At 72.3% G+C, this 20,948-nt stretch carries 24 protein-coding genes and 1 pseudogene; 7 read left to right on the forward strand and 18 right to left on the reverse strand.

The genetic code is table 11. From position 1 onward, the window contains the following. Positions 1–32: 32 nt before the first annotated feature. Both rdgB and rph read right to left on the reverse strand, forming a co-directional pair. The gene (gene rdgB / locus D0D15_RS21705) at positions 33–641 is read right to left on the reverse strand and encodes an RdgB/HAM1 family non-canonical purine NTP pyrophosphatase (RefSeq protein WP_094008992.1); all 609 of its coding nucleotides are present in this window, start codon (positions 639–641) and stop codon (positions 33–35) included. Beyond that, on the reverse strand, positions 638–1,414 hold the full coding sequence (gene rph, locus D0D15_RS21710) for a ribonuclease PH (protein ID WP_094008991.1): 777 nt from the start codon (positions 1,412–1,414) through the stop codon (positions 638–640). Before rph ends, rdgB begins: the two co-directional genes overlap by 4 nt. Before the next feature lie 35 nt (positions 1,415–1,449). On the opposite strand from rph, the gene D0D15_RS21715 reads away from it, so the two are divergent. Continuing rightward, entirely contained in the window at positions 1,450–2,247 is a 798-nt protein-coding gene (locus D0D15_RS21715; protein WP_094008990.1) for a hypothetical protein, read from the forward strand. Positions 2,248–2,821: 574 nt separating this feature from the next. After that, positions 2,822–2,941: pseudogene (locus D0D15_RS37155) on the forward strand (UPF0104 family protein); the annotation flags it as partial. A gap of 72 nt (positions 2,942–3,013) precedes the next feature. Here the strand turns inward: D0D15_RS37155 and D0D15_RS37160 are convergent. The 11 genes from D0D15_RS37160 to clpS all read right to left on the reverse strand — a co-directional run bounded on the left by D0D15_RS37160 (position 3,014) and on the right by clpS (position 9,653). After that, positions 3,014–3,781, reverse strand: a complete 768-nt coding sequence (locus tag D0D15_RS37160) for an MBL fold metallo-hydrolase (RefSeq protein ID WP_094008989.1) — start codon at positions 3,779–3,781, stop codon at positions 3,014–3,016. A gap of 19 nt (positions 3,782–3,800) precedes the next feature. Further along, entirely contained in the window at positions 3,801–4,601 is an 801-nt protein-coding gene (murI, locus tag D0D15_RS21730) for a glutamate racemase (RefSeq protein ID WP_094008988.1), read from the reverse strand. Beyond that, positions 4,598–5,221 (reverse strand): rhomboid family intramembrane serine protease, encoded by a 624-nt coding sequence (locus D0D15_RS21735; protein WP_094008987.1) that lies wholly within the window; start codon positions 5,219–5,221, stop codon positions 4,598–4,600. Before D0D15_RS21735 ends, murI begins: the two co-directional genes overlap by 4 nt. 112 nt (positions 5,222–5,333) lie before the next feature. After that, on the reverse strand, positions 5,334–6,284 hold the full coding sequence (locus D0D15_RS21740) for a PLP-dependent cysteine synthase family protein (RefSeq protein WP_094008986.1): 951 nt from the start codon (positions 6,282–6,284) through the stop codon (positions 5,334–5,336). Between the two features lie 3 nt (positions 6,285–6,287). Further along, positions 6,288–6,566, reverse strand: a complete 279-nt coding sequence (locus D0D15_RS21745) for a MoaD/ThiS family protein (protein WP_094008985.1) — start codon at positions 6,564–6,566, stop codon at positions 6,288–6,290. A 54-nt stretch (positions 6,567–6,620) separates the two neighbouring features. Beyond that, the gene (locus D0D15_RS21750; protein ID WP_162830632.1) at positions 6,621–7,037 is read right to left on the reverse strand and encodes a M67 family metallopeptidase; all 417 of its coding nucleotides are present in this window, start codon (positions 7,035–7,037) and stop codon (positions 6,621–6,623) included. 1 nt (position 7,038) lies between these two features. Next, a complete protein-coding gene (locus D0D15_RS21755) occupies positions 7,039–7,539 on the reverse strand; it encodes a hypothetical protein (protein ID WP_094008984.1) in 501 nt (166 codons plus the stop codon). A gap of 1 nt (position 7,540) precedes the next feature. Beyond that, entirely contained in the window at positions 7,541–7,789 is a 249-nt protein-coding gene (locus D0D15_RS21760; protein WP_094008983.1) for an ATP-dependent Clp protease adaptor ClpS, read from the reverse strand. Positions 7,790–7,813: 24 nt separating this feature from the next. Further along, a complete protein-coding gene (locus tag D0D15_RS21765) occupies positions 7,814–8,803 on the reverse strand; it encodes a P1 family peptidase (protein WP_094008982.1) in 990 nt (329 codons plus the stop codon). Next, entirely contained in the window at positions 8,800–9,357 is a 558-nt protein-coding gene (locus D0D15_RS21770) for a DUF2017 domain-containing protein (RefSeq protein ID WP_094008981.1), read from the reverse strand. The genes D0D15_RS21765 and D0D15_RS21770 overlap by 4 nt, the downstream gene beginning before the upstream one ends. Continuing rightward, positions 9,354–9,653 (reverse strand): ATP-dependent Clp protease adapter ClpS, encoded by a 300-nt coding sequence (clpS, locus tag D0D15_RS21775; RefSeq protein WP_115944692.1) that lies wholly within the window; start codon positions 9,651–9,653, stop codon positions 9,354–9,356. The genes D0D15_RS21770 and clpS overlap by 4 nt, the downstream gene beginning before the upstream one ends. A 97-nt stretch (positions 9,654–9,750) precedes the next feature. Between clpS and D0D15_RS21780 the strand changes: the two genes are divergently transcribed. The 3 genes from D0D15_RS21780 to D0D15_RS21790 are packed head-to-tail and all read left to right on the forward strand — an operon-like array spanning position 9,751 to position 12,283. After that, complete coding sequence (locus D0D15_RS21780) at positions 9,751–11,055, forward strand: nicotinate phosphoribosyltransferase (protein ID WP_094008979.1); 1,305 nt, start codon at positions 9,751–9,753, stop codon at positions 11,053–11,055. Beyond that, positions 11,055–11,624: an isochorismatase family protein gene (locus D0D15_RS21785; RefSeq protein WP_094008978.1), complete on the forward strand. Its 570-nt coding sequence runs from the start codon at positions 11,055–11,057 to the stop codon at positions 11,622–11,624. The genes D0D15_RS21780 and D0D15_RS21785 overlap by 1 nt, the downstream gene beginning before the upstream one ends. Next, the gene (locus D0D15_RS21790) at positions 11,624–12,283 is read left to right on the forward strand and encodes a bifunctional 4-hydroxy-2-oxoglutarate aldolase/2-dehydro-3-deoxy-phosphogluconate aldolase (protein WP_094008977.1); all 660 of its coding nucleotides are present in this window, start codon (positions 11,624–11,626) and stop codon (positions 12,281–12,283) included. The genes D0D15_RS21785 and D0D15_RS21790 overlap by 1 nt, the downstream gene beginning before the upstream one ends. Before the next feature lie 274 nt (positions 12,284–12,557). Here D0D15_RS21790 and D0D15_RS21795 read toward each other — a convergent pair whose 3' ends face one another. Then, complete coding sequence (locus tag D0D15_RS21795; RefSeq protein ID WP_094008976.1) at positions 12,558–13,208, reverse strand: hypothetical protein; 651 nt, start codon at positions 13,206–13,208, stop codon at positions 12,558–12,560. A 162-nt stretch (positions 13,209–13,370) separates the two neighbouring features. On the opposite strand from D0D15_RS21795, the gene D0D15_RS21800 reads away from it, so the two are divergent. After that, positions 13,371–15,416 carry an ATP-dependent DNA helicase gene (locus D0D15_RS21800; protein WP_094008975.1) on the forward strand — a complete coding sequence of 682 codons (2,046 nt, stop codon included), beginning with the start codon at positions 13,371–13,373 and terminating at the stop codon, positions 15,414–15,416. A gap of 258 nt (positions 15,417–15,674) precedes the next feature. Here the strand turns inward: D0D15_RS21800 and D0D15_RS21805 are convergent, their stop codons facing one another. From D0D15_RS21805 to ctaD, 4 genes are read right to left on the reverse strand one after another with little or no spacing between them, the layout of a single operon-like run. After that, positions 15,675–16,070 carry an OsmC family protein gene (locus D0D15_RS21805; RefSeq protein WP_094008974.1) on the reverse strand — a complete coding sequence of 132 codons (396 nt, stop codon included), beginning with the start codon at positions 16,068–16,070 and terminating at the stop codon, positions 15,675–15,677. A gap of 19 nt (positions 16,071–16,089) precedes the next feature. Beyond that, positions 16,090–16,845, reverse strand: a complete 756-nt coding sequence (locus D0D15_RS21810; protein ID WP_094008973.1) for a peptidyl-tRNA hydrolase — start codon at positions 16,843–16,845, stop codon at positions 16,090–16,092. After that, positions 16,842–18,065, reverse strand: a complete 1,224-nt coding sequence (gene serB / locus D0D15_RS21815) for a phosphoserine phosphatase SerB (RefSeq protein WP_094008972.1) — start codon at positions 18,063–18,065, stop codon at positions 16,842–16,844. The genes D0D15_RS21810 and serB overlap by 4 nt, the downstream gene beginning before the upstream one ends. A 28-nt stretch (positions 18,066–18,093) precedes the next feature. Continuing rightward, positions 18,094–19,875 carry an aa3-type cytochrome oxidase subunit I gene (gene ctaD, locus D0D15_RS21820; RefSeq protein ID WP_026153888.1) on the reverse strand — a complete coding sequence of 594 codons (1,782 nt, stop codon included), beginning with the start codon at positions 19,873–19,875 and terminating at the stop codon, positions 18,094–18,096. A 110-nt stretch (positions 19,876–19,985) separates the two neighbouring features. On the opposite strand from ctaD, the gene D0D15_RS21825 reads away from it, so the two are divergent. Further along, a complete protein-coding gene (locus D0D15_RS21825; protein ID WP_162830633.1) occupies positions 19,986–20,819 on the forward strand; it encodes a phosphotransferase in 834 nt (277 codons plus the stop codon). The last annotated feature ends 129 nt before the right edge of the window (positions 20,820–20,948 follow it).

The following is a 20,948-nucleotide window of genomic DNA, read 5'->3' on the forward strand; positions in this document are numbered from 1 at the left end:
CACCCGAGCCACGTAGCTCCCGGGCTCCAACCTCAGTTTCCGGCCAGCTCGCGCAACGCGGGCAGCAGCGCTCGCAGTGCGCGGCCGCGGTGGGAGGCCGCGTCCTTCTCCGCCGGTGCCATCTCCGCCGACGTGCGGGTCTCCCCCTCCGGCACGAAGACCGGGTCGTACCCGAAGCCGTTGCTACCGCGCGGCTTCCGCACCAGCCGCCCGCGCCACTCGCCGCGGACGACCGTCTCCTCCCCGCCCGGCAGCACCAGCGCGGCCGCGCACACGAAGCCCGCGCCCCGGCGCTCGTCCGGCGTGTCGGTGAGCTGCGCGAGCACCAGGTCCAGGTTCGCCTGGTCGTCGCCGTGCCGGCCGGCCCAGCGGGCGGACAGCACACCGGGCATCCCGTTCAGCGCGTCGACCGCCAGGCCGGAGTCGTCCGCGATCGCGGGCAGCCCGGTGGCCGCGACGGCGTCCCTGGCCTTGGCGACCGCGTTCTCCTCGAACGTCGCGCCGGTTTCCGGCGCCTCGGGGAACTCCGGCACGTCGGACAGGCCGACCACCTCGAGCCCCTCGATGCCCTCCGCCGCGAGGATGCGCCGCAGCTCGCCGAGCTTCTTGGCGTTGCGCGTGGCGAGCAGGACCCGGGTCACTTCGAGCCCTTCTTCTTGCCCGCCACCGGCTCCGGCAGCTCGTACGGGTACGGCTCGGCCAGCGCCGCCGACTGCAACCGGGTCAGCTCCGCGCACCCGGTCTGCGCCAGGTCCAGCATCTTGTCCAAAGTGGAACGGGTGAAGGTGGCGCCCTCGCCGGTGCCCTGCACCTCGATCAGCGTCCCGGCGTCGGTGGCCACGACGTTCATGTCCACCTCGGCCCGCGAGTCCTCCTCGTAGGGCAGGTCCAGGCGCACGCGCCCGTCCACCACGCCGACGCTGACCGCGGACACCATCGCCGAAAGCGGTTGCGGGTCGGCCAGCCGCCCGGCCGCCGCGAGCCAGGTGACGGCGTCGGCCAGCGCCACGTAGGCGCCGGTGATCGCGGCCGTGCGGGTGCCGCCGTCGGCCTGGATCACGTCGCAGTCGAGCTGGATCGTGTTCTCGCCGAGCGCGGCCAGGTCGATGCAGGCCCGCAGGGAGCGGCCGATGAGCCTGCTGATCTCGTGGGTCCGCCCGCCGATGCGCCCCTTGACCGACTCGCGGTCGCTGCGGTCGTGCGTGGCCGAGGGCAGCATGGCGTACTCGGCCGTGACCCAGCCCAGGCCTGATCCGGTCCGCCACCGCGGCACACCCTCGCTGACGCTCGCCGCGCAGAGCACCTTCGTGTTGCCGAACTCGATGAGCACCGAGCCGGCCGGCCACTGCTGGAATCCCCGCGTGATCTTCACGTCGCGGAGCTGGTCGTCGTTCCTGCCGTCTTTTCGCACCACGCGTGCAGCGTAGAACCCCGCTACTGTGCCTGTTCATGCGCGCCGCCTTCGCGACCCTGCTCGCCTGCCTGCTGTGCCTGACCGCCGCGCCGGCCACCGCGGCCACGACCACCTGCGCGAACACGCTGACCTGCACCGCCGAGGACATCAACGGCATGACGATCGCGCAGCGGCTGGCGTTCGTGCGCGCGCTCTCGGCCGGCCCGGCGGCCGACATCGTGCCGGGCTACGCGCCGCGCTGGCGCAACATCGAGGGCGTGCTGCGGTTCTTCGCCGACCGCGAGCTGGGCGAACCGGGCACCTGGGTGTCCTATGTGGATGCCGGGATCCTGGAGGGCATCGAACGGGGCATCGCGCTGGCCCGCGGGGACAGCACGGACACCTTCGGCAACCCCGGTGCGTCCTTGTGGGCGAGCTATCTCACCCGCCTGCGTGACGGACGCCTGTCCCTGCGGTCGGTGCACGACCGCGCGTGGAGCGAGGCCGAGCAGGCTTCCACCGAGTACGGCGTGGCGCTGGCCGAACGGGTGCACGGCGTCGCGGCGACGCCGGTCGAGGAGCGCTTCTACCAGTTCTCCGAGTTCTACCGCTGGACGCTGCGCAACCGCCCGATGCTGCTCGACCTGCTGACCCCGCCGGTCGGCCCCGGCGACCAGCGGCAGCTGACCTTCCTCGACTGGTTCACCGACGTCACCAACGACGTCCCCGCCCACCGCGGCTCGCACCTGGCCTACGACCTCGCCGAGTTCGACGTGCCCGGCGGGACGCTGAACTTCCTGGCGCTGTTCGCCGCCTACGCGGATGCCCTGGCCGAGGACTACCTCCCGGCGTAATTCATCGCCCGTTGACAAACTCGCGCACGAGAGGAGAATTCATCGTATAGTGAATTAGGGGGGTGCGTGATGCGGCGCGGACTCTGGACCGGCCTCGGGCTGGTGGCCGTCCTGGCGATCGTGGTCCTGCCCCTGCGCGACCGCCTTCCCTCGCCGTCGGCGGTCGGCGCCGCGCTGCGCGAGGCGGACCCCCGCTGGCTGGCCGTCGCGGCGGCCGCCGAGTTCGTGTCGATGGGCATGTTCGCCCGCCAGCAGCGACGGCTGCTCACCGCGTTCGGCGTGACCCTGCGACGCCGGCGCGTGCTGGCCCTGACCTACAGCCGCTCCGCCATCTCGATCAGCCTCCCCGCCGGGTCGGCCGTGTCCGCCGCGTACGCCTTCCAGCAGTTCCGGGCCGGTGGCGCGGACCGGAAGGCGGCGGCCGCGGTGATGGTCCTCTCCGGCGTCCTGTCGGCGCTCGCGCTGGCCGCGGCGACCGCGAACTGGCTCGGCGACCTGGTCTGCCTGATCGCGGCCTGCCCGCGCCGCCGGCATCGGCCTCGGCCCGCTCGAACTGGCGACGCTCTACCTCGCGGTGCAGCTCGTGCGGCAGATCCCGCTCACGCCGGGCGGCATCGGCGTCATCGAGGTCAGCCTGCTCACCGGCCTGGTCGCGGCGGGTGCCACGGAACCGGCCGCCGCCGCGGCCGCGCTGATCTACCGGCTGCTGTCCTGCTGGCTGATCATCCCGATCGGCCTGGCCTGCTGGGCGGCGCTGCGGCGGGCCTCAGATGTCGTAGACCGCGCCCCGCTCGACGAGCGTCGCGCCCGGGAACACCGCCCGCGCCTCGGCGAGGATGGCGTCGGAGTCGCTCCACGGCGCGACGTGCGTGATGAGCAGCCGCGCCACCCCCGCGTCCCGCGCCAGCTCGCCCGCCTGCTTGCCGGACAGGTGCACGCCCGGCGGCCGGTCCGCGGCGTCGGTCCAGGACGCCTCGGCGAGCAGCACGTCGACGTCGCGGACCAGGTCGGCGAGGGTGTCGCAGGGCCCGGTGTCGCCGGTGTAGGCCAGCGTCCGGCCGGCGTGGCGCACCCGTAGCCCGAACGCCTCGGTCGGGTGGTCGACCGGGACCGCGGTCACCTCGAACGGTCCGATCTTCACCGGCTCGGCGGACAGCGCGTGGAACTCGTAGACGTCGGACAGGTCGGTCTCGGCCAGTTCCGCCTCGTTCGGCGCGTACGCCATCGCCAGCCGCACCGGCGCGTTCGCCGGGCCGTGCACCGGCAGCCGGCGCGCGGTGGTGTCGTGGGGCGGGGCCGGGTGGTAGCGGCGCAGCACGGTGAGCGCGCTGAAATCCGCGCAGTGATCCGGGTGCAGGTGCGACAGCACGAGCGCGTCCAGGTCGAACGGGTCACACCACTTCTGCAGCTCGGCGAACACGCCGTTGCCGAACTCGAGGCCGAGCAGGAAGCCGTCCGCTTCGAGCAGGTACCCGGACGCGGGCTGGCCCGGGCCGGGAACGCTGCCCGAGCAACCGAGGATCGTCAGTCGCACGGAAGAACACCCTGCCAGCTCAGGCGCTGAGGGGCGAGAGCACGCCGGGCGCGAATCCCATGAAACGCTGCGCGAGCCGGACGAACGGCTCCGGCGAGCCGGTGGCGATGAACTCGTGCCGGGGCGGGGTGTCCCGTTCGGCCAGCATGTCCCGTTCGGTGAGCACGCGGACGACGTCCTTGGCGGTCTCCTCGGCGCTGGACACGAGCGTGACGTCCGGGCCCATGACGATCTGCAGGACCCCGGTCAGCAACGGGTAGTGCGTGCAGCCGAGCACGAGCGTGTCGACCTCAGCGCGCAGCAGCGGTTCGAGGTACCCCTGGGCGAGGCCGAGCACCTGGCGCCCGGACGTGACCCCGCGCTCGACGAAGTCCACGAACCGGGGACACGCGACGCTGGTGACCGACACGTCCCGCGCGGCGGCGAAGGCGTCCTCGTAGGCGCGGGACCGGATGGTGCCCTCGGTGCCGATCACGCCGACCCGGCCGGTGTGGGTGGCGGCGACGGCCCGCCGCACCGCGGGCAGCACGACCTCGATCACCGGCACGTCGTAGCGCTCCCGCGCGTCCCGCAGGCACGCCGCCGACGCCGTGTTGCACGCGATGACCAGGGCCTTCACCCCGTCCTGGACGAGCTTGTCCAGCGCTTGGAGTGCGAGTTCCCGCGCCCGCGCGATGGGCAGCGGACCGTACGGGTTGTGCGCGGTGTCCCCGACGTACCGCAGCTGCTCGGACGGCAGCTGGCCGAGGATCGCGCGGGCGACCGTCAGGCCCCCGACGCCGGAATCGAACACACCGATCGGGGCCTCACGACTGCTCACGGAGTCGAGGGTACCGCCCGCTTCCGCCCGGATCGCGCGGCGAACCAGGCGGCCAGTACCCCGCCGAGCGCACCGAACAGGTGCGCCTGCCACGAGATGCCGGGCTGGCCGGGCAGCACGCCCCACAGCATCCCGCCCCAGCCGATGATCAGCACCGCGGCGAGCACGATCTGCCAGAACGCGCGGTTGAACAGGCCGCGGACCAGCAGGTACGCCAGCCACCCGAAGGCGAGGCCGGACGCGCCGATGGTGATCGTGCCCGGCTCCGCGGTCAGCCACACGGCCAGCCCGCTGACCAGCCAGATCGTCGCGGTCACCAGCGCCCAGCGGGCGATTCCGCTCGCCATCGCGAGGAAGGCGAACACCACGACCGGCAGCGTGTTGGCCAGCAGGTGCGCCCAGCTGCCGTGCAGCAGCGGCGCCCACACCACGCCGTCCAGCCCGCCGAGCGAGCGCGGCGCGATGCCCTCGGCGTCGAGCCGGTTGTTCAGCACGACGTCGAGACCCTCGACGAGGTACAGCAGCGCGGTGAACGCCAGCACCACCAGCGCGGCGGTCTTCGGCTTCGCCGGCAGGACGCGCTTCGCCTGGTCGGCCTGAGGTGCGGGCAACGTGCTCATGACTCCACGGTACGAGCGGCGCGGACCCGCGGAATCGGGTGAAAACCCTGAATTGGCCGAGCAGCGAAACGCCCCTCTCCCGAGGCGGAAGAGGGGCGTTCCCCGGTCTCGCTCAGGCCCAGAGCTGCCCGTCGAGGCGCTCGGCGGCCTCGTCCAGCGTGCCGCTGTAGGCGCCGGTGGACAGGTACTTCCAGCCGGCGTCGGCGACGATGAACGCGATGTCGGCCTTCTCGCCCTTCGCGGCGGCCTTCTCGGCCACCCCGAGCGCGGCGTGCAGCACCGCGCCGGTCGAGATGCCGGCGAAGATGCCCTCGTGCTCCAGCAGCTCACGCGTGCGGCGCAGCGCGTCGTAGGCGCCCACCGAGTAGCGGCCGTTGAGCACGTCCGGGTCGTACAGCTCCGGCACGAACCCCTCGTCGAGGTTGCGCAGCCCGTACACCAGCTCGCCGTAGCGCGGCTCGGCAGCGATGATCTGCACGTCCGGCTTCTGCTCGTGCAGGTACCGGCCGACGCCGACCAGCGTGCCCGTGGTGCCCAGGCCACCGACGAAGTGGGTGATCGTCGGCAGGTCCTTGAGCAGCTCGGGACCGGTGCCGCGGTAGTGCGCGTCCGGGTTGGCCGGGTTGCCGTACTGGTAGAGCATCACCCAGTCCGGGTTCTTCTCGGCCAGCTCCTTGGCGCGCCGCACGGCCTCGTTCGAGCCGCCCGCCGCCGGCGAGAACACGATCCGCGCGCCGTAGGCCTGGAGCAGCTGCTTGCGCTCGGCCGAGGTGTTCTCCGGCATCACGCACACCAGGCCGTAGCCCTTGAGCTTGGCGGCCATCGCGAGCGAGATGCCGGTGTTGCCCGAGGTCGGCTCGAGGATCGTGGACCCACGGCGCAGCCTGCCGTCGCGCTCGGCGGCCTCGATCATGGCCAGCGCGGGCCGGTCCTTGATCGAGCCGGTCGGGTTGCGGTCCTCGAGCTTGGCCCACAGGCGCACGTCGTGCGTCGGGGACAGCCGGGGCAACCCCACCAGCGGCGTGCCGCCGAGGGCTTCGAGCAGCGATTCGTACCGGGCCATGACCTAGCTGGCGCCGCCGGCCACCGCGGGCAGGATGGTGACCGTGTCGCCGTCCTTGACCTCGGCGTCCAAGCCACCGGCGAAGCGCACGTCCTCGTCGTTGACGTAGACGTTCACGAAGCGGTGGAGCTTGTCCTCCTTGACCAGGCGGGCCTTGAGGCCGCCGTGCCGGGACTCGATGTCGTCGATCACCTCGGCCACGGTCTTGCCGGACGCCTCGACCGACTTCTGACCACCCGTGTGCGTACGCAGGATGGTGGGGATGGACACGGTCACGGCCATGGGTAACTACCTCCGCTTGGGTTTCTTCCAGGACAGACGTCGGGCTGCCCGGCGTTATTCCGTGATCTCCACGGGCTCCTCGGTGACGACCCCGTCCACGATCCGGTACGACCGGAACTCGTGGGTTTCCGGGTCGCGGGTGGAGACCAGCACGTAGTGCGCGTCGGGCTCGGAGGCGTAGGACACGTCGGTGCGTGACGGGTAGGCCCCGGTCGCGGTGTGCGAGTGGTAGATCACGACCGGGACCTCGTCGTTCGCGTCCATCTCGCGGTAGAGCTTGAGCAGGTCACCGGAGTCGAACTCGTAGAACGTCGGCGAGCGCGCCGCGTTCAGCATCGGGATGAACCGCTCGGGGCGGTCGGAGCCCTCGGGACCGGCGATCACCCCGCACGCCTCGTCCGGGTGGTCCCGGCGGGCGTGGGCGACGATCTCGTCGACGAGTTCACGGCGGATCCGAAGCACGACGGACATCTTACGTGCCGGACACCGGGGGTTCACAGAGTGAGACTGCGCACGCCAGCGCCACGGCGTCCTGGGCGTGGGCGAGCCACCCGAGGGTGACGTCCCGCTCGGTGACCGGGAAGCGGTCCCAGGCACGGCCGTCCCGCCACCGGGGTTTCCGCAGGTAGAGCACCTGGGCGTGGCCGAAGGTGATCATCCAGGCCCGCAGCGAGGCCGGGTCGAGCGTGAACGCCGGGGTGCCCGGCCAGCCACGCACGATCGCCCGCACGGCGGTGGTCACGCGCTCGCGCATCGCCGCGCCGTGCCGCTCGCGGAACCCCCTGGCCTCGCGGATGAGCAGGTAGGCGTCGGGGAAGAGGTCCTCGTCGCGCAGCGGACGCCGGCCGCGGTGGCCGGTTTCCAGCGCGGTCAGCAGCTCCCCGGCGATCGCGTAGAGGCACTGGGCGACGTTCGGGGACATCTCGACCAGGACCTGGCCGTCCGGCAGCGCGTGCGCGTTCAGGAAGTCCACGTCAGACACCCTGCAGCGTCGCGTGCAGACCGAGCACCTGCAGTTCGGCGACCAGCGCCTCGGCCTGGTCGCGGGAGGCGAACCGGGTCAGTTCGGCGATCCCCTGGTGGTGCACGACGCCGGCGAACTCCATGCCCCGCTCGACCGGCATCCCGAGCGTGCCGTGCAGTGCGTAGACCACCGACTGGTAGGAGTTCACGTGGTCGTTGTGCACCACGACCGCCCACTCCCGTTCCCGCTTCACGGCCATCAGATCGCCCCCACGGCAGCCGCGTTACTCGAACGCCTCCGGCCACACGTCCCGGTAGGCGGGCACCCCGGCCACGCCGCGGGCGCTCACCAGCCCGTGCACGCAGGCCCGCGCGAACACCCGCGCCGCGGCGGCGCACAGCTCGTCCAGCCCGGCCGCGCGTGTCGTCACCCCGAAGGGCCCTTCGGCCGCCGGCAGGTCCCGCGCGCCCGTGGCCAGGGCGAACACGGTGTCGCCGTCGAACATCGAGTGCGCCGGGCGCACCGCGCGCGCCAGGCCGTCCTGCGCCGCCACCGCGAGGCGACGGCACTCGGCCTTCGACAGGTCCGCGTCGACCGCCACCACGCCGATCGTGGTGTTCAGGTCCGTCTCCCGCCCGGGCACCGAGGCCGCCCGGTCCGGCCAGCGCGCCCCGAACTCGCCCGCCACCTCGTGGTCGGCCGCGAAGGGGCGCCCGGTCTCGAACGACACCGCCTCGCCGCGCGCGTTGACCACCGCCAGCGCGCCGACCACGAAGCCGCCCACGCGCTCGCTCGCCGTGCCGACCCCGCCCTTGAGCGACCCGACCACCGCCCCGGCGCCCGCGCCGACACTGCCCTGCTCGACCGCGACACCCGCCGCCTCGCACGCGGCGTAGCCGAAGGAGGCGTCCGGCCGGTTGCCCCACTCGCCGCGCGGCAGGTCGAAGATCACCGCGCCGGGCACGATCGGCACCACCTCGTGCGGTTCGGTGCCGACCGGAAACCCGCGGTCCTGCTCCCCGAGCCACCGCATCACCCCGTCGGCGGCCGCGAGCCCGTAGGCGCTGCCGCCGGACAGGCAGATCGCGTCGACGTGGCGGACCAGGTTCTCCGGCTCCAGCAGGTTGGTCTCGCGGGTGCCGGGCGCGCCGCCGCGCTGGTCGACCGCGCCGGTCGTGCCCGGCGGCGTGAGGACGACGGTGGTCCCGGTCGCCCAGCCGTCCCCGATCCGGTGGTGGTGCCCCACGAGCACCCCGGGCACGTCCGTGATCACGCGGTCAGCGCCTGGACGAGGCTCTCCTGCACCCAGGTCAGCCAGTGGTAGACCCCGAGGTGCGGCGCCCGCGGATCGTCCTCGGGCAGCTCGTCGGGCATGTCCTCGGTGACGTCGAGCGCGGTGCCCAGCGCCAGGCGGACGTCGTTGAGCGCGGACAGCCACGCGTCGGCCTGCTCGTAGGTCAGCTTCACGTCACCGCCGTCGCGCGGCAGGGTCTCCAGGACCACCGTGGCGACGCCGACCTTCGCGTCGACCAGCTCGGGCTCGTGCAGCGACCGCAGCGCGCTCGCCGAGTCCAGGACCTCCTGGCTGGGCGTGTCCGGGTCGATCTTGTGGTAGTCCGGCAGCAGGCGGGACAGCACCGGGTCGTCCGGCGACTGCGACGGGCCGGTGCGGATGCCGGTCAGCTCGGCCAGCGGGTCCTGCGGAGCCTCCTCGGCGCGCGCCCGCAGCATGTCCTCGAGCTGGCTCACCAGGCCGCGCAGCACCGCGGCCTCCTGCTGCTCGAACCCGGCGTGCACGCGGCCGCCCTTGCGCTGCCAGCCCCTCACGAAGCGTGCTCCATCGTCGCCCACAACCCCGCGGCGTGCAGTTTCGTCACGTCCGCCTCGACCTTCTCCTTGGTACCCGAGGACACCACCGCGCGCCCCTTGTGGTGCACGTCCAGCATCAGCTTGGTCGCGTGGTCGCGGCTGTAGCCGAACAGCTTCTGGAAGACGTACGTCACGTACGACATCAGGTTCACCGGGTCGTTCCAGACGATCGTCTGCCACGGCTGGTCTTCGGCGCCCGCCTCGGTGCCGAGTGGTTCAACCTGCGTCTGTTCGGATGCGACAGGCGTGGTCATGCGACCCATGGTGTCACGGAACCGGCATGACGTGGACCGGTGGTGGGTCTGTTCGGGTGATTCGGCCGAACGCGCAAGTACCTCATAGTCTGATCCCATGGGTTTCCCCGAGACGCACGGCAGCACCGCCCTGCTGACCGACCACTACGAGCTCACGATGCTGGGCAGCGCCCTCGCCGACGGCACCGGCGACCGCCAGTGCGTGTTCGAGGTGTTCGCCCGGCGGCTGCCGGCCGGACGGCGCTACGGCGTGGTCGCCGGCACCGGCCGGGTGCTGGAGGCGATCGCCGACTTCCGGTTCACCGACGCCGAGATCGACCAGCTCGCGGCCACCGCCGTGGTGGACGACGACACGCTGTCCTGGCTGGCGGACTACCGGTTCGGCGGTGACATCGACGGATACCCCGAGGGCGAGCTGTACTTCCCCGGCTCGCCGATCCTCACCGTACGGGGGACCTTCGCCGAGGCGGTCCTGCTGGAGACCGTCGCGTTGTCCATCCTCAACCACGACAGCGCCATCGCCTCCGCCGCGGCGCGCATGTCCTCGGCCGCGCACGGCAGGCCGATCATCGAGATGGGCGGCCGGCGCACCCACGAGATGGCCGCGGTCGCCGCCGCGCGCGCCGCCTACATCGGCGGGTTCGCGACCACCTCGAACCTGGAGGCCGGGCGCCGCTACGGCATCCCGACCCGCGGCACCGTGGCGCACGCGTTCATGCTGCTGCACGACAGCGAAGAGGACGCCTTCCGCGCCCAGGTCGAGAAGATGGGCACCGACACCACCCTTCTGGTCGACACCTACGACATCACCCGCGGCATCGAGACCGCGGTGCGCGTGGCCGGCACCGAGCTGGGCGCGATCCGCATCGACTCCGGCGACGTGGGCGTGCTGGCCCGCAAGGCGCGCGAGCAGCTGGACTCGCTGGGCGCGAAGGACACCCGGATCGTGGTGTCCGGCGACCTCGACGAGCACGCGATCGCGGCCCTGCGCGCGGAGCCGGTCGACGCCTACGGGGTGGGCACCTCGGTGGTCACCGGGTCCGGCGCGCCGACCGCGGGGATGGTCTACAAGCTGGTCGAGGTCGACGGCCGCCCGGTCGCCAAGCGCAGCGAGAACAAGGCCTCGCGCGGGGGCGAGAAGTCCGCGCTGCGCCGGCACAAGCCGACCGGGACGGCGCTGGAGGAGGTCGTCTACGCGGCCGGCCAGCGGCCCGAGGCCGGGGAGTACGACCGCGAGCTGCCGATCCCGCTGGTGCGCGGTGGCAAGCCGGTGGACGACCTGCCCACGCTGGAGGACAGCAGGCAGCGGCTGCGCGAGGGGCTGGTCAGCCTGCCGTGGGAGGGGCTCAAGCTCTCCAGCGGCGAACCCGCGATCCCCACCGTCTTCCCCCAGGAGGCGTGATGAGCAAGGCACTGATCGTCGTCGACGTGCAGAACGACTTCTGCGAGGGCGGTTCGCTCGCCGTGGCCGGCGGGGCCGAGGTGGCCGCGAAGATCAGCGAGCACCTCGCGCGCGGCGGCTACTCGGCGGTGGCCGCGACCCGCGACTACCACATCGACCCGGGCGCGCACTTCAGCGACAACCCGGACTACGTGCGGTCCTGGCCGCGCCACTGCGAGGCCGGGACGCCGGGCGCGTCGTTCCACCCCGCGCTCGACGTCGGCCCGATCACGGCGGTGTTCTCCAAGGGCCAGTACAGCGACGGCTACTCCGGGTTCGAGGGCCACACCGACGCCGGCGAGAAGCTGGCCGACTGGTTGCGCGAGCGGCGGATCACCGAGGTCGAGGTGGCCGGCATCGCGACCGACCACTGCGTGCGGGCGAGCGCGCTGGACGCGGCGGCGGCCGGGTTCTCGGTGCGGGTCCTGCTGGACCTCACCGCGGGTGTCGCGCGGGAGACCGTGGACGCGGCGCTGGAGCAACTGCGCGCGGCGGGTGTGGACCTCGTCGGCACCCCGCGGGTCGGCTGATGCGCACCGTGCTGCGGAAGCACAACAACCGCTTCCGGGAGCGGCTGGCGACCAGCCGCGTCATGGGGATCCTGCGGGCGGACTCGTCGGCCTGGTTCGCCGACGCGGGCCAGGTCCTCTACGAGGCGGGTCTCGGTGTGCTGGAGGTCGATCTGGCGACACCGGGCGCGCTGGATGCGATCGGGGTGCTGCAGGTCGAACTGGGGCAGGACGCGTTGATCGGCGCGGGCGGGGTGCGCACGGTGTCCGCGGTGGACCGGTGCGCCGCGGCGGGCGTGGACTTCATCGCGAGCGCGACGTTCTCGCCCGACGTGCTGTGGCGCGCGCAGGAGTACGCGCTGCCGATCGTGTGCGGCGCGCTGACGCCCACGGAGGTCGACGCGGCCTGGCGGTACGGGCCGGCCGCGGTGAAGCTGTACCCGGCGGCCACCTCCGGCGGGGTGCGGTACCTGGAGGAGGTCCAGTCCACGCTGCCGGAGGTGCCGCTGGTGCCCGCGGGCGGCGTGTCGCTGTCCGATGTAGACGGCTACCTGGCCGCGGGCGCCCTCGCGGTCGGCGTCGGCTCGGCCCTCCTCGGCGACGCCCTCGACGGCGGCAGGCTGGACGAGCTGGCCAAGCGGGCATCACAGGTGGCGACCACCGCTGACCGCTACGCCTAGCGAGCACCGGCAGGCGGCGCCGCAGGTTTCCGGCACCGCCGCAACGCGGCCGGCCGCAGGCCCAGCGCCCCATCGCGCCGGCGGCCTCCGGCGCGCCCGGCGCCTCCACCCCACACGGGTGCGCTCAGCGCCAACGGTCCCCCATCCCCGCCGCATCGCGACCGGCAGGCGCGGGCCCCACGCCACCGGTCCCCACCATCGCAGCCCGGCCGGCCACCAACCCACAACGCTGCGGCCCGCCGCGCCGACTACCGCCGTCCCCCCGGCGCGCGCGTCAGAGCCCGAACGGCGCGCAGCTCGCCGATCCGACCAGGATGTCCCCGGAAGCCGGGCCGCCCTGCGGGAACAGCTTGATGTGCATCGCGTTCGTGGTCAGGCTGCCGTCCGCCGGCACCGGCACGATCAGCTCGTTCAGCACGACCTCCGCCATCGGCGGCGCGCCCGGCGTCGTGCCCGGGATGGTGATCACGTGGTTCGTCGGGATGTTCTGCGGCACCGTGATGCCGGTGACGGTGCCCAGCTGCATGTAGCCGTTGCTGCCGTTGGCCGTGGTGTTGCACCCCGCGCCGAACGTCCTGGCCTTGATCACCGGGCCGCCGAACTGCTGCAGCACGCTCGTCTCGAACCGCTGGCCGGTCACCTTCACACTCGCGGTGCCGTCCGGGTTGCGGGTGCACGTGGTGCTGCTCAGGCCGTACTTCGTGCGCGTGCCGACGGTGATCGGGTCGGTGCGGCCCTCCGCGGTGGCGTCCACGACGCACGGCGCGATCGGGTCCGAGTGCGCCGACACGCCGTCGACCGTGATGTCGACCGCCCCCACCGAACCGGCGCCGGTCGCCTCCGGCTGCGCCTGCGCGCTCGCCGGCACGGCCACCGCCGCCCCGAGGAGGGCCGCCACCACCACGATTCGCCTGGCCCGCTGCATGAGCCGCTCCTTTCGCCTGAGGAAATCCCTCCTCGACAATCGGCAGGACACCCGGCCGGCGTGACCCACCCGGCCGGATGCCACCCGGACGAGTGGATCTCGATCTTTCCGGGAGCGGGGCGGTGGCCCGTTCCTGACGGTGGCCCCCGGTACCGTGTCCTGGTGGCCGTCCGTACTGCGTTCCCCGGTGTCAACGAGCTCCTCACGACCGCTGTCGAGGCGCTCGGCGGTGCGGAGCGCCCGGGGCAGGTCAAGATGGCCGAGGCGGTCGGCCGCGCGATCCGCACCGGCGAGCACCTGGCCGTGCAGGCGGGCACCGGCACCGGGAAGTCGCTGGCGTACCTGGTCCCGGCCATCCGGCACGCGGTCGAGAAGGACACCACGGTGGTCGTGTCGACGGCGACGATCGCGCTGCAGCGCCAGCTCGTCGACCGCGACCTGCCCCGCCTGGCGAAGGCGTTGAAGAAGCCGCTGGGCCGCCTGCCCACGTTCGCGATCCTCAAGGGCCGCCGCAACTACCTGTGCCTGCACCGGCTCGACTCGGGCGCGCCGGAGGAGCCGGAGGACCCGGCGCTGTTCGACCCGTTCGCGGTGTCGCGGCTGGGCAAGGAGGTCACGCGGCTGCGCGAGTGGGCCTCCGACACCGAGACCGGTGACCGCGACGAGCTGGTGCCGGGCGTGTCCGAGCAGGCGTGGCGGCAGGTGTCGGTCACCGCCAAGGAGTGCCTGGGCGTGGCGCGGTGCCCGATCGGCCAGGACTGCTTCGCGGAGCGGGCGCGCGGCGAGGCGGGCAAGGCGGACGTGGTGGTCACCAACCACGCGCTGCTGGCGATCGACGCGCTGCAGGGCTACCAGGTGCTGCCGGAGCACGACCTGGTGATCATCGACGAGGCGCACGAGCTGGTCGACCGGGTCACGTCGGTCGCGACCGGCGAGCTGACCTCGTCGGCGGTCGCGGTGGCGGTGCGGCGCTGCGGGAAGCTGATCGACGCCGACACGGCCGACCGGCTGCAGGAGGCTTCCGAAGGTCTGGCGATGATCCTGGAGGACCTGCCGGCCGGGCGGATGGACACGCTGCCGAAGGCGCTGGGCGGTGCGGTCGCCGCGGTGCGGGACGGGGCGCACGCGTGCCTGACCGCGCTGGGTTCGGACCGCAAGGAGGACGTCGAGGAGGCCACGGCCCGCAAGCTCGCGCGCTCGCAGCTGGAGGAGGTGCACGACACCGCGGTGCGGCTGCTGGAGGCGTTCGCCGAGGACACCGCGCACCAGCGGGACGTGGTGTGGCTGTCCAACGACAAGTTCTCGTTCGCCAACCGCCCGCCGATGCTGCACGTGGCTCCGCTGTCGGTGGCCGGTCTGCTGCGGGAGCGGGTGTTCGCGCAGAAGACGACGGTGCTGACGTCGGCGACGCTGGCGCTGGGCGGCGCGTTCGACACGCTGGCGCGGCAGTGGGGGCTGCCGCCGTCGCAGGCTCGGGTGGTGAAGGCCGAGGGCGCGGCGACGGACAAGGCCGCCCCGGCGGACGACGAGGAGCTGAAGTGGTCCGGTTTGGACGTCGGTTCGCCGTTCGACCACCGGCGCAACGGAATCCTGTACGTGGCGAAGCACCTGCCGCCGCCGGGCCGCGACGGTCTCGGTGAGCGGACGCTGGACGAGATCGCGTCGCTGATCGAGGCCGCCGGTGGGCGGACGCTGGGCCTGTTCTCGTCGATGCGCGCGGCGAAGCAGGCGACCGAGGCGCTGCGGGACCGGATCGAGTTCCCGATCCTGTGCCAGGGCGAGGACGCGACGTCGTTGCTGGTGACGAAGTTCGCGGAGGATGCGCGGACGTGCCTGTTCGGGACATTGTCGCTGTGGCAGGGCGTGGACGTGCCCGGGCCGTCGCTGCAACTGGTGATCGTCGACCGGATCCCGTTCCCGCGCCCGGACGACCCGGTGTCGTCGGCGCGCCAGCGGGCGGTGGAAGCCCACGGCGGCAACGGTTTCCTGACGGTGGCGGCCACCCACGCGGCGCTGCTGCTGGCGCAGGGCACGGGCCGGCTGCACCGCTCGGTCGGCGACAGGGGCGTGGTGGCGGTGCTGGACTCACGCCTGGCAACGGCCCGCTACGGCGGCTTCCTGCGCTCCTCGCTCCCCCCGTTCTGGCCGACGTACGACCCAGAGGTAGCCAAAGCGGCGCTCAAACGCCTGGACGCCGCCGCCAGCTGACGAGAGACCACCGCGGACAACTCGCAAGCTCCGACCCACGCCCGCGAGTCCCACACTCACGCCCGCGAGTCCCACACTCACGCCCGCGAGTCCCACGCTCGCGCAGCGAGCCACTTCCCTGGCTGCGAACCGCGCCCATGCGCGCGCCCCGCGCGCCACGGGTCCCGCGCACGCCCCGCGGGTTCCGAGCTCACCCCCAGGGGATCCGCCCCCGGCGGTCACGCTTCCCCACCCTGAACGCGCCGCCACGAGGCGCTCCTACCCGGCGAACTCCTCCGTCACCGGGATCCCCTTCTTCAGCGTCCGCGACACCGTGCACAACCGCTCGATCGCCCGGTCCACCGCCGCCACCAGCTTGTCGCGCTCGTCGGCCGGCAGGGTCGACAGGTCGACGTCGAAGAGCACGTGCACCGCGTCCAGTTCGGACGCGCCCTCCCGCCGATCAGCGCTCACCGCCGCGCGCAGTGGCGCGTCCGTCCGGCGCGTGATCAGCTCCTCGGCCGTCACCGCCGCGCATCCGGCCGCCGCGATCTGCAGCAGCTCCGCCGGCGAGAACGCCCCGGGCGCTCCCTTCCGGCCGATCCGCACCGACGCACCACGTTCATTGCGCCCGACGAACTCGTGCTCGCCTTCGCGGCGGACGTCCAGGCTCACACGCTCTCCTCGGTCGGGGTCAGCGCCACTGGGCGAGGACCGTGACGGTTCCGGGGTCGACCTCGGTGAACCCGGCGTCCCGCACGGCGACGACGCGCCGCTCACGCCAGGCGCCCGCGGGATCGTCGCCCGGGTGCAGTTGCTTCCACTGGGCCACCGTCGCGGTCCGCACCGCGCACGCGTAGCCCCGCTCGGCCCACGCGGCCAGCTCGTCGTCGCGCAGCATCGACGCGAGGATCATCGTGCCGTGCCCCACCTGCGCGGCCGCCTTGCCGACGGTCATCGACACCTCGGGGTTGAGCAGCAACAACGGCAGGTCGTCCGGCGCGGGACCAGGCTCGTCGGCGGGCAGGTCGCTGCCCGAGATCTGCAGACGGCTGATCTCCTTCGGCACGTCGACGACCCGGCCCGGCACCAGCGCCCGCACCTCGGCCCCGCCGACCGACACGGTCACCCCGGGGAAGTCCTGCGCCGCGACCCAGTGCGCACCGCGAGCCCGCCGGGCGACCTTGCGGATGTGCCCGGACACCCAGTCGTGCACCGGCTCGTGCCACTCCCCGCCCGGCCGCGCGCGCTCGTCCAGGCAGACCGCGAGCGCCGCGGTGGCGGCGGCTTCGAGCAACGGAGTGCGCGACGGCGGTTCAGCCTTCTCCAGCCGCAGGATGACCGGCATCGCCCGGACCTCTTCGGGCGCGGCCTCCGGCAGCGCGGTCTCCTCCGCCGGCAGCCCGAGCCAGGTGGCGTACCGGGCGGCCAGCGGGCCGAGCACGCTCATGGCCGGGCGAGCGAGAGGCCGTCGGCCGCGTCCGCGGCCTCGACCTCCGCCCGGCTGACTCCGAGGACGAACAGCACGGCGTCGAGGTACGGGTGGGACAGCGCGGTGTCCGCGACCTCGCGCAGCGCGGGCTTCGCGTTGAACGCGACGCCCATTCCGGCCGCCTTGAGCATGTCGATGTCGTTGGCGCCGTCGCCGACCGCGACGCACTGGGCCAGCGGGATGCCGTAGTGGTCGGCGAACCGGCGCAGCGCGGTCGCCTTCCCGGCGCGGTCGATGATCTCGCCGACGACCCGCCCGGTCAGCTTGCCGCCCACGACCTCCAGCTCGTTGGCCGCGACGAAGTCGAGCCCGAGCTGGTCGGCGATCGGCTGGATGATCCGCGTGAACCCGCCGGACACGACACCGCAGCGGAACCCGAGCCGCTTGAGCGTGCGGACCGTGGTGCGCGCGCCCGGGGTCAGCTGGATCTGCTCGCCCACCTCGTCGAGCACCGATTCGGGGAGCCCCGCCAGCAGCCCGACGCGCCGTTCGAGGGATTCGGTGAAGTTCAGCTCGCCACGCATGGCGGCCTCGGTGATCTCGCGGACCTTCGGCTCGACCCCGGCGTGCGCGGCCAGCATCTCGATGACCTCGCCCTGGATGAGGGTCGAGTCCACGTCGAACACGATGAGCCGCTTGGCCCGCCGCGCGAGCCCGCCGCGCTCGATGGCGATGTCCACGCCACCGGCGGACGCGACGTCCGCGACCGCGGCACGCAGCTCGGTGTCGGCCTGCTCGGTGTCCTCCGCGACCGACAGGTGCACCTCGAGCCCGGTGACCGGGTAGTCGGCGATGCGGCGGATCGCGTCGATGTTGGCGCCGAGCGCGGCCAGCCGTCCGGCGAAGTCGGTGAACGCGCGGGCGGTCAGCGGCCGCCCGAGGATCACGGCGACGTGTGTCGAGCCCTGCCGGGCGGGGGCGAACGGGTCCTCCCCGATCTCGTCCCCGACCCGGACGTCGACGTGCATGGCGACGGTGGCCATCGCCTGCTCGACGGACTCCTGCAGGCCCTCCGGGTCGTCGGCCACCGCGACCAGCACACCGAGGGTGAGCCGGCCGCGGATGACGACCTGTTCGACGTCGAGCATCTCGACCCCGTGCCGCGTGAGAGCGGCGAAGAGGACCGAGGTGACACCCGGCTTGTCCGGCCCGGTCGTCGTGATCAGCACCGGGGTCATGGTCTCGTTCCTACCCGGACGCCGCGGATCACTGCTCGCTCGCGTTGTCCTTGTCGTGGTCGCCCGGGATGACCGCGTCGGTGAGGGCCTGCGACGGGGCCTTGACCCCGGCGTGGACCTTCGGCTTGCCGAAGAAGCCGATCTCACCCTCGTGGTGCATCCGCTCGACCATGTGCGGGTAGTGCAGCTCGAACGCCGGCCGCTCGGAACGGATCCGGGGCAGCTCGGTGAAGTTGTGCCGCGGCGGCGGGCACGAGGTGGCCCACTCCAGCGAGTTGCCGTAGCCCCACGGGTCGTCCACCGTGACGAGCTCGCCGTAGCGGTAGCTCTTGAACACGTTGTAGATGAACGGCAGGGTCGACGCGCCCAGGATGTAGGCGCCGATCGTCGAGATCGTGTTCAGCGTGGTGAAGCCGTCGCTGGCCAGGTAGTCGGCGTACCGGCGCGGCATGCCCTCCGCACCCAGCCAGTGCTGGACCAGGAACGTGGCGTGGAAGCCGAGGAACGTGGTCCAGAAGTGCAGCTTGCCCAGCTTCTCGTCGAGCATCCGCCCGGTGATCTTCGGGAACCAGAAGTAGATGCCGGCGAAGGTCGCGAACACGATCGTGCCGTAGAGCACGTAGTGGAAGTGCGCCACCACGAAGTAGCTGTCCGACACGTGGAAGTCGATGGCCGGGGCGGCCAGCAGGATGCCGGTCAGACCACCGAAGAGGAACGTGACGAGGAAGCCGACCGAGAAGATCATCGGCGTCTCGAAGCTCAGCTGACCCTTCCACATGGTGCCGATCCAGTTGAAGAACTTGACACCGGTCGGGACCGCGATCAGGAAGGTCATGAAGGAGAAGAACGGCAGCAGCACGGCACCCGTGGCGTACATGTGGTGCGCCCACACCGCGACCGACAGCGCCGCGATGCCCAGCGTCGCGAAGACCAGGCCCTTGTAGCCGAAGATCGGCTTGCGCGAGAACACCGGGATGATCTCGGAGACGATGCCGAAGAACGGCAGCGCGACGATGTACACCTCGGGGTGCCCGAAGAACCAGAACAGGTGCTGCCAGAGGATCACCCCGCCGTTGGCCGGGTCGAACACGTGCGCCCCGATGTGCCGGTCGGCCATCAGGCCCATCAGCGCCGCGGTCAGGATCGGGAAGGCGAGCAGCACCAGGATGCTGGTGACCAGGATGTTCCAGGTGAAGATCGGCATCCGGAACATGGTCATGCCGGGCGCCCGGAGGCACACGATCGTGGTGACCATGTTGACCGCACCGAGGATGGTGCCCAGACCGGAGACCGCGAGGCCGGCGATCCACATGTCCGCGCCGATGCCCGGCGAGTGGATGGCGTCCGACAGCGGGGTGTAGGCGAACCAGCCGAAGTCGGCCGCGCCACCCGGGGTCAGGAAGCCGGAGACGGTGATGATGCCGCCGAAGAGGTACAGCCAGTAGGAGAAGGCGTTCAGCCGCGGGAACGCCACGTCCGGCGAGCCGATCTGCAGCGGCATGACGAAGTTCGCGAACCCGAACAGGATCGGCGTCGCGTACAGCAGCAGCATGATCGTGCCGTGCATGGTGAACAGCTGGTTGTACTGCTCCTGCGACAGGAACTGCTGTCCCGGGCGCGCCAGCTCGGTGCGGATCAGCATCGCCATCGCGCCGCCCACCATGAAGAAGGCGAACGACGTGACCAGGTACATGATGCCGATCTGCTTGTGGTCCGTCGTGCGGAACAACCGCAGCAGCAACGAACCCTTGGCCTCCTGTCGCGCCGGGTACGGACGCGTGACAATCGGCTGCGGGGCTACGGCTGTCACTCCTGCCTCCAAGGTCCTCTTCGGTGTGTCAGCGGCCGCGGCGACGCGACCAGTCCGGATCGTATCCCTCGCCCCCGACACCGGTGCGCACCGGCTGGGAAGATCACGCCATGGGAGACCGGTACACGACCGCCGCCGTGGCGGCCGCGGTCGAGGTCGGCAAGAGGTTCCAGCTGCCCGCCGAGTACCCGGAAGTGCTGGCCACGCGGTCGAACGTGCTGGTGAGACTGGGTGCGATCGTGGCCAGGGTGCCCGGAACGACGCTGGTCGCGCGGCCCGGGGTGCTCCAGTCGCTGGCGCGCGAAGTGGCACTTTCGTCGTTCCTCGAGATGCGGGATTCTCCGGTCATACCGCCGTTCGAAAGCCCCGGTCCGCACCTCGCGAACGGCCTTCCGGTGACACTGTGGCGTTTCACACGTCACGACCCCGATCACGTCTTCTCCGCCGCCGAGGTAGCCTGGTCGCTGGCCGAGCTGCACGCCGCCCTGCGCGGCTTCCCGGACGAACTGGACGCGCCGGGCCCGCTGGCCGAGGCCCGGTCCTGGATCGCGCGGTTCGACCTGCCCGCGGAACTGGCGGACGAGGTCGAGGCGCTCGCGGCGGTCCTGCCCGACGGCCCGGCGCAGGCTCTGCACGGCGACGCGCATCCGGGCAACCTGCTGGCCACGGCGAGCGGGCCGCGCTGGCTCGACTTCGAGGACACGTGGGCCGGGCCGGTCCTCTGGGACCTGGCGTGCCTGGCGCTGACCTCCCGGATGAACGGCCGCGCCGCGGTCGCCGCGTACCCGGACGGCCCCGATCCGGACGAGCTGGCGCCGTGGGTGCGGCTGCGTGATCTGTTCGGGGTGTGCTGGCGGTTCGTGATCGCGCACCGGTTCCCCGACCGGCTCCCGGAAGCGCAGGCTGACCTGCGGCGATTCAAAAATGTCGGTGGGTCCCGCTAGCTGTTGCGGGTCATGACGTTGGTGTCGGCTGCGGGGGCTTGAGACGAGGGGACGGGTCTTTCGGCGGCAGGATGAGAAGTGCGACCCACTCATCCGCCGAGAGAAAGACCCGTCCATGCACCACCGTAA

The sequence above is a fragment of the Amycolatopsis thermalba genome (genome assembly GCF_003385215.1).
In the GTDB taxonomy this organism is placed as follows: domain Bacteria; phylum Actinomycetota; class Actinomycetes; order Mycobacteriales; family Pseudonocardiaceae; genus Amycolatopsis_E; species Amycolatopsis_E thermalba.

What these genes read in the sequence shown, in the direction of transcription:
- D0D15_RS21745 (WP_094008985.1), bottom strand. Translation starts at nt 6,566, where the DNA reads ATGGCCGTGACCGTGTCCATCCCCACCATCCTGCGTACGCACACGGGT.
- D0D15_RS21785 (WP_094008978.1), top strand. Translation starts at nt 11,055, where the DNA reads ATGAGCAAGGCACTGATCGTCGTCGACGTGCAGAACGACTTCTGCGAG.
- D0D15_RS21780 (WP_094008979.1), top strand. Translation starts at nt 9,751, where the DNA reads ATGGGTTTCCCCGAGACGCACGGCAGCACCGCCCTGCTGACCGACCAC.
- D0D15_RS21735 (WP_094008987.1), bottom strand. Translation starts at nt 5,221, where the DNA reads ATGAGCACGTTGCCCGCACCTCAGGCCGACCAGGCGAAGCGCGTCCTG.
- D0D15_RS21790 (WP_094008977.1), top strand. Translation starts at nt 11,624, where the DNA reads ATGCGCACCGTGCTGCGGAAGCACAACAACCGCTTCCGGGAGCGGCTG.
- serB (WP_094008972.1), bottom strand. Translation starts at nt 18,065, where the DNA reads ATGACCCCGGTGCTGATCACGACGACCGGGCCGGACAAGCCGGGTGTC.
- D0D15_RS21795 (WP_094008976.1), bottom strand. Translation starts at nt 13,208, where the DNA reads ATGCAGCGGGCCAGGCGAATCGTGGTGGTGGCGGCCCTCCTCGGGGCG.
- D0D15_RS21825 (WP_162830633.1), top strand. Translation starts at nt 19,986, where the DNA reads ATGGGAGACCGGTACACGACCGCCGCCGTGGCGGCCGCGGTCGAGGTC.
- D0D15_RS21810 (WP_094008973.1), bottom strand. Translation starts at nt 16,845, where the DNA reads ATGAGCGTGCTCGGCCCGCTGGCCGCCCGGTACGCCACCTGGCTCGGG.
- clpS (WP_115944692.1), bottom strand. Translation starts at nt 9,653, where the DNA reads ATGACCACGCCTGTCGCATCCGAACAGACGCAGGTTGAACCACTCGGC.
- D0D15_RS21750 (WP_162830632.1), bottom strand. Translation starts at nt 7,037, where the DNA reads ATGTCCGTCGTGCTTCGGATCCGCCGTGAACTCGTCGACGAGATCGTC.
- D0D15_RS21760 (WP_094008983.1), bottom strand. Translation starts at nt 7,789, where the DNA reads ATGGCCGTGAAGCGGGAACGGGAGTGGGCGGTCGTGGTGCACAACGAC.
- D0D15_RS21740 (WP_094008986.1), bottom strand. Translation starts at nt 6,284, where the DNA reads ATGGCCCGGTACGAATCGCTGCTCGAAGCCCTCGGCGGCACGCCGCTG.
- D0D15_RS21715 (WP_094008990.1), top strand. Translation starts at nt 1,450, where the DNA reads ATGCGCGCCGCCTTCGCGACCCTGCTCGCCTGCCTGCTGTGCCTGACC.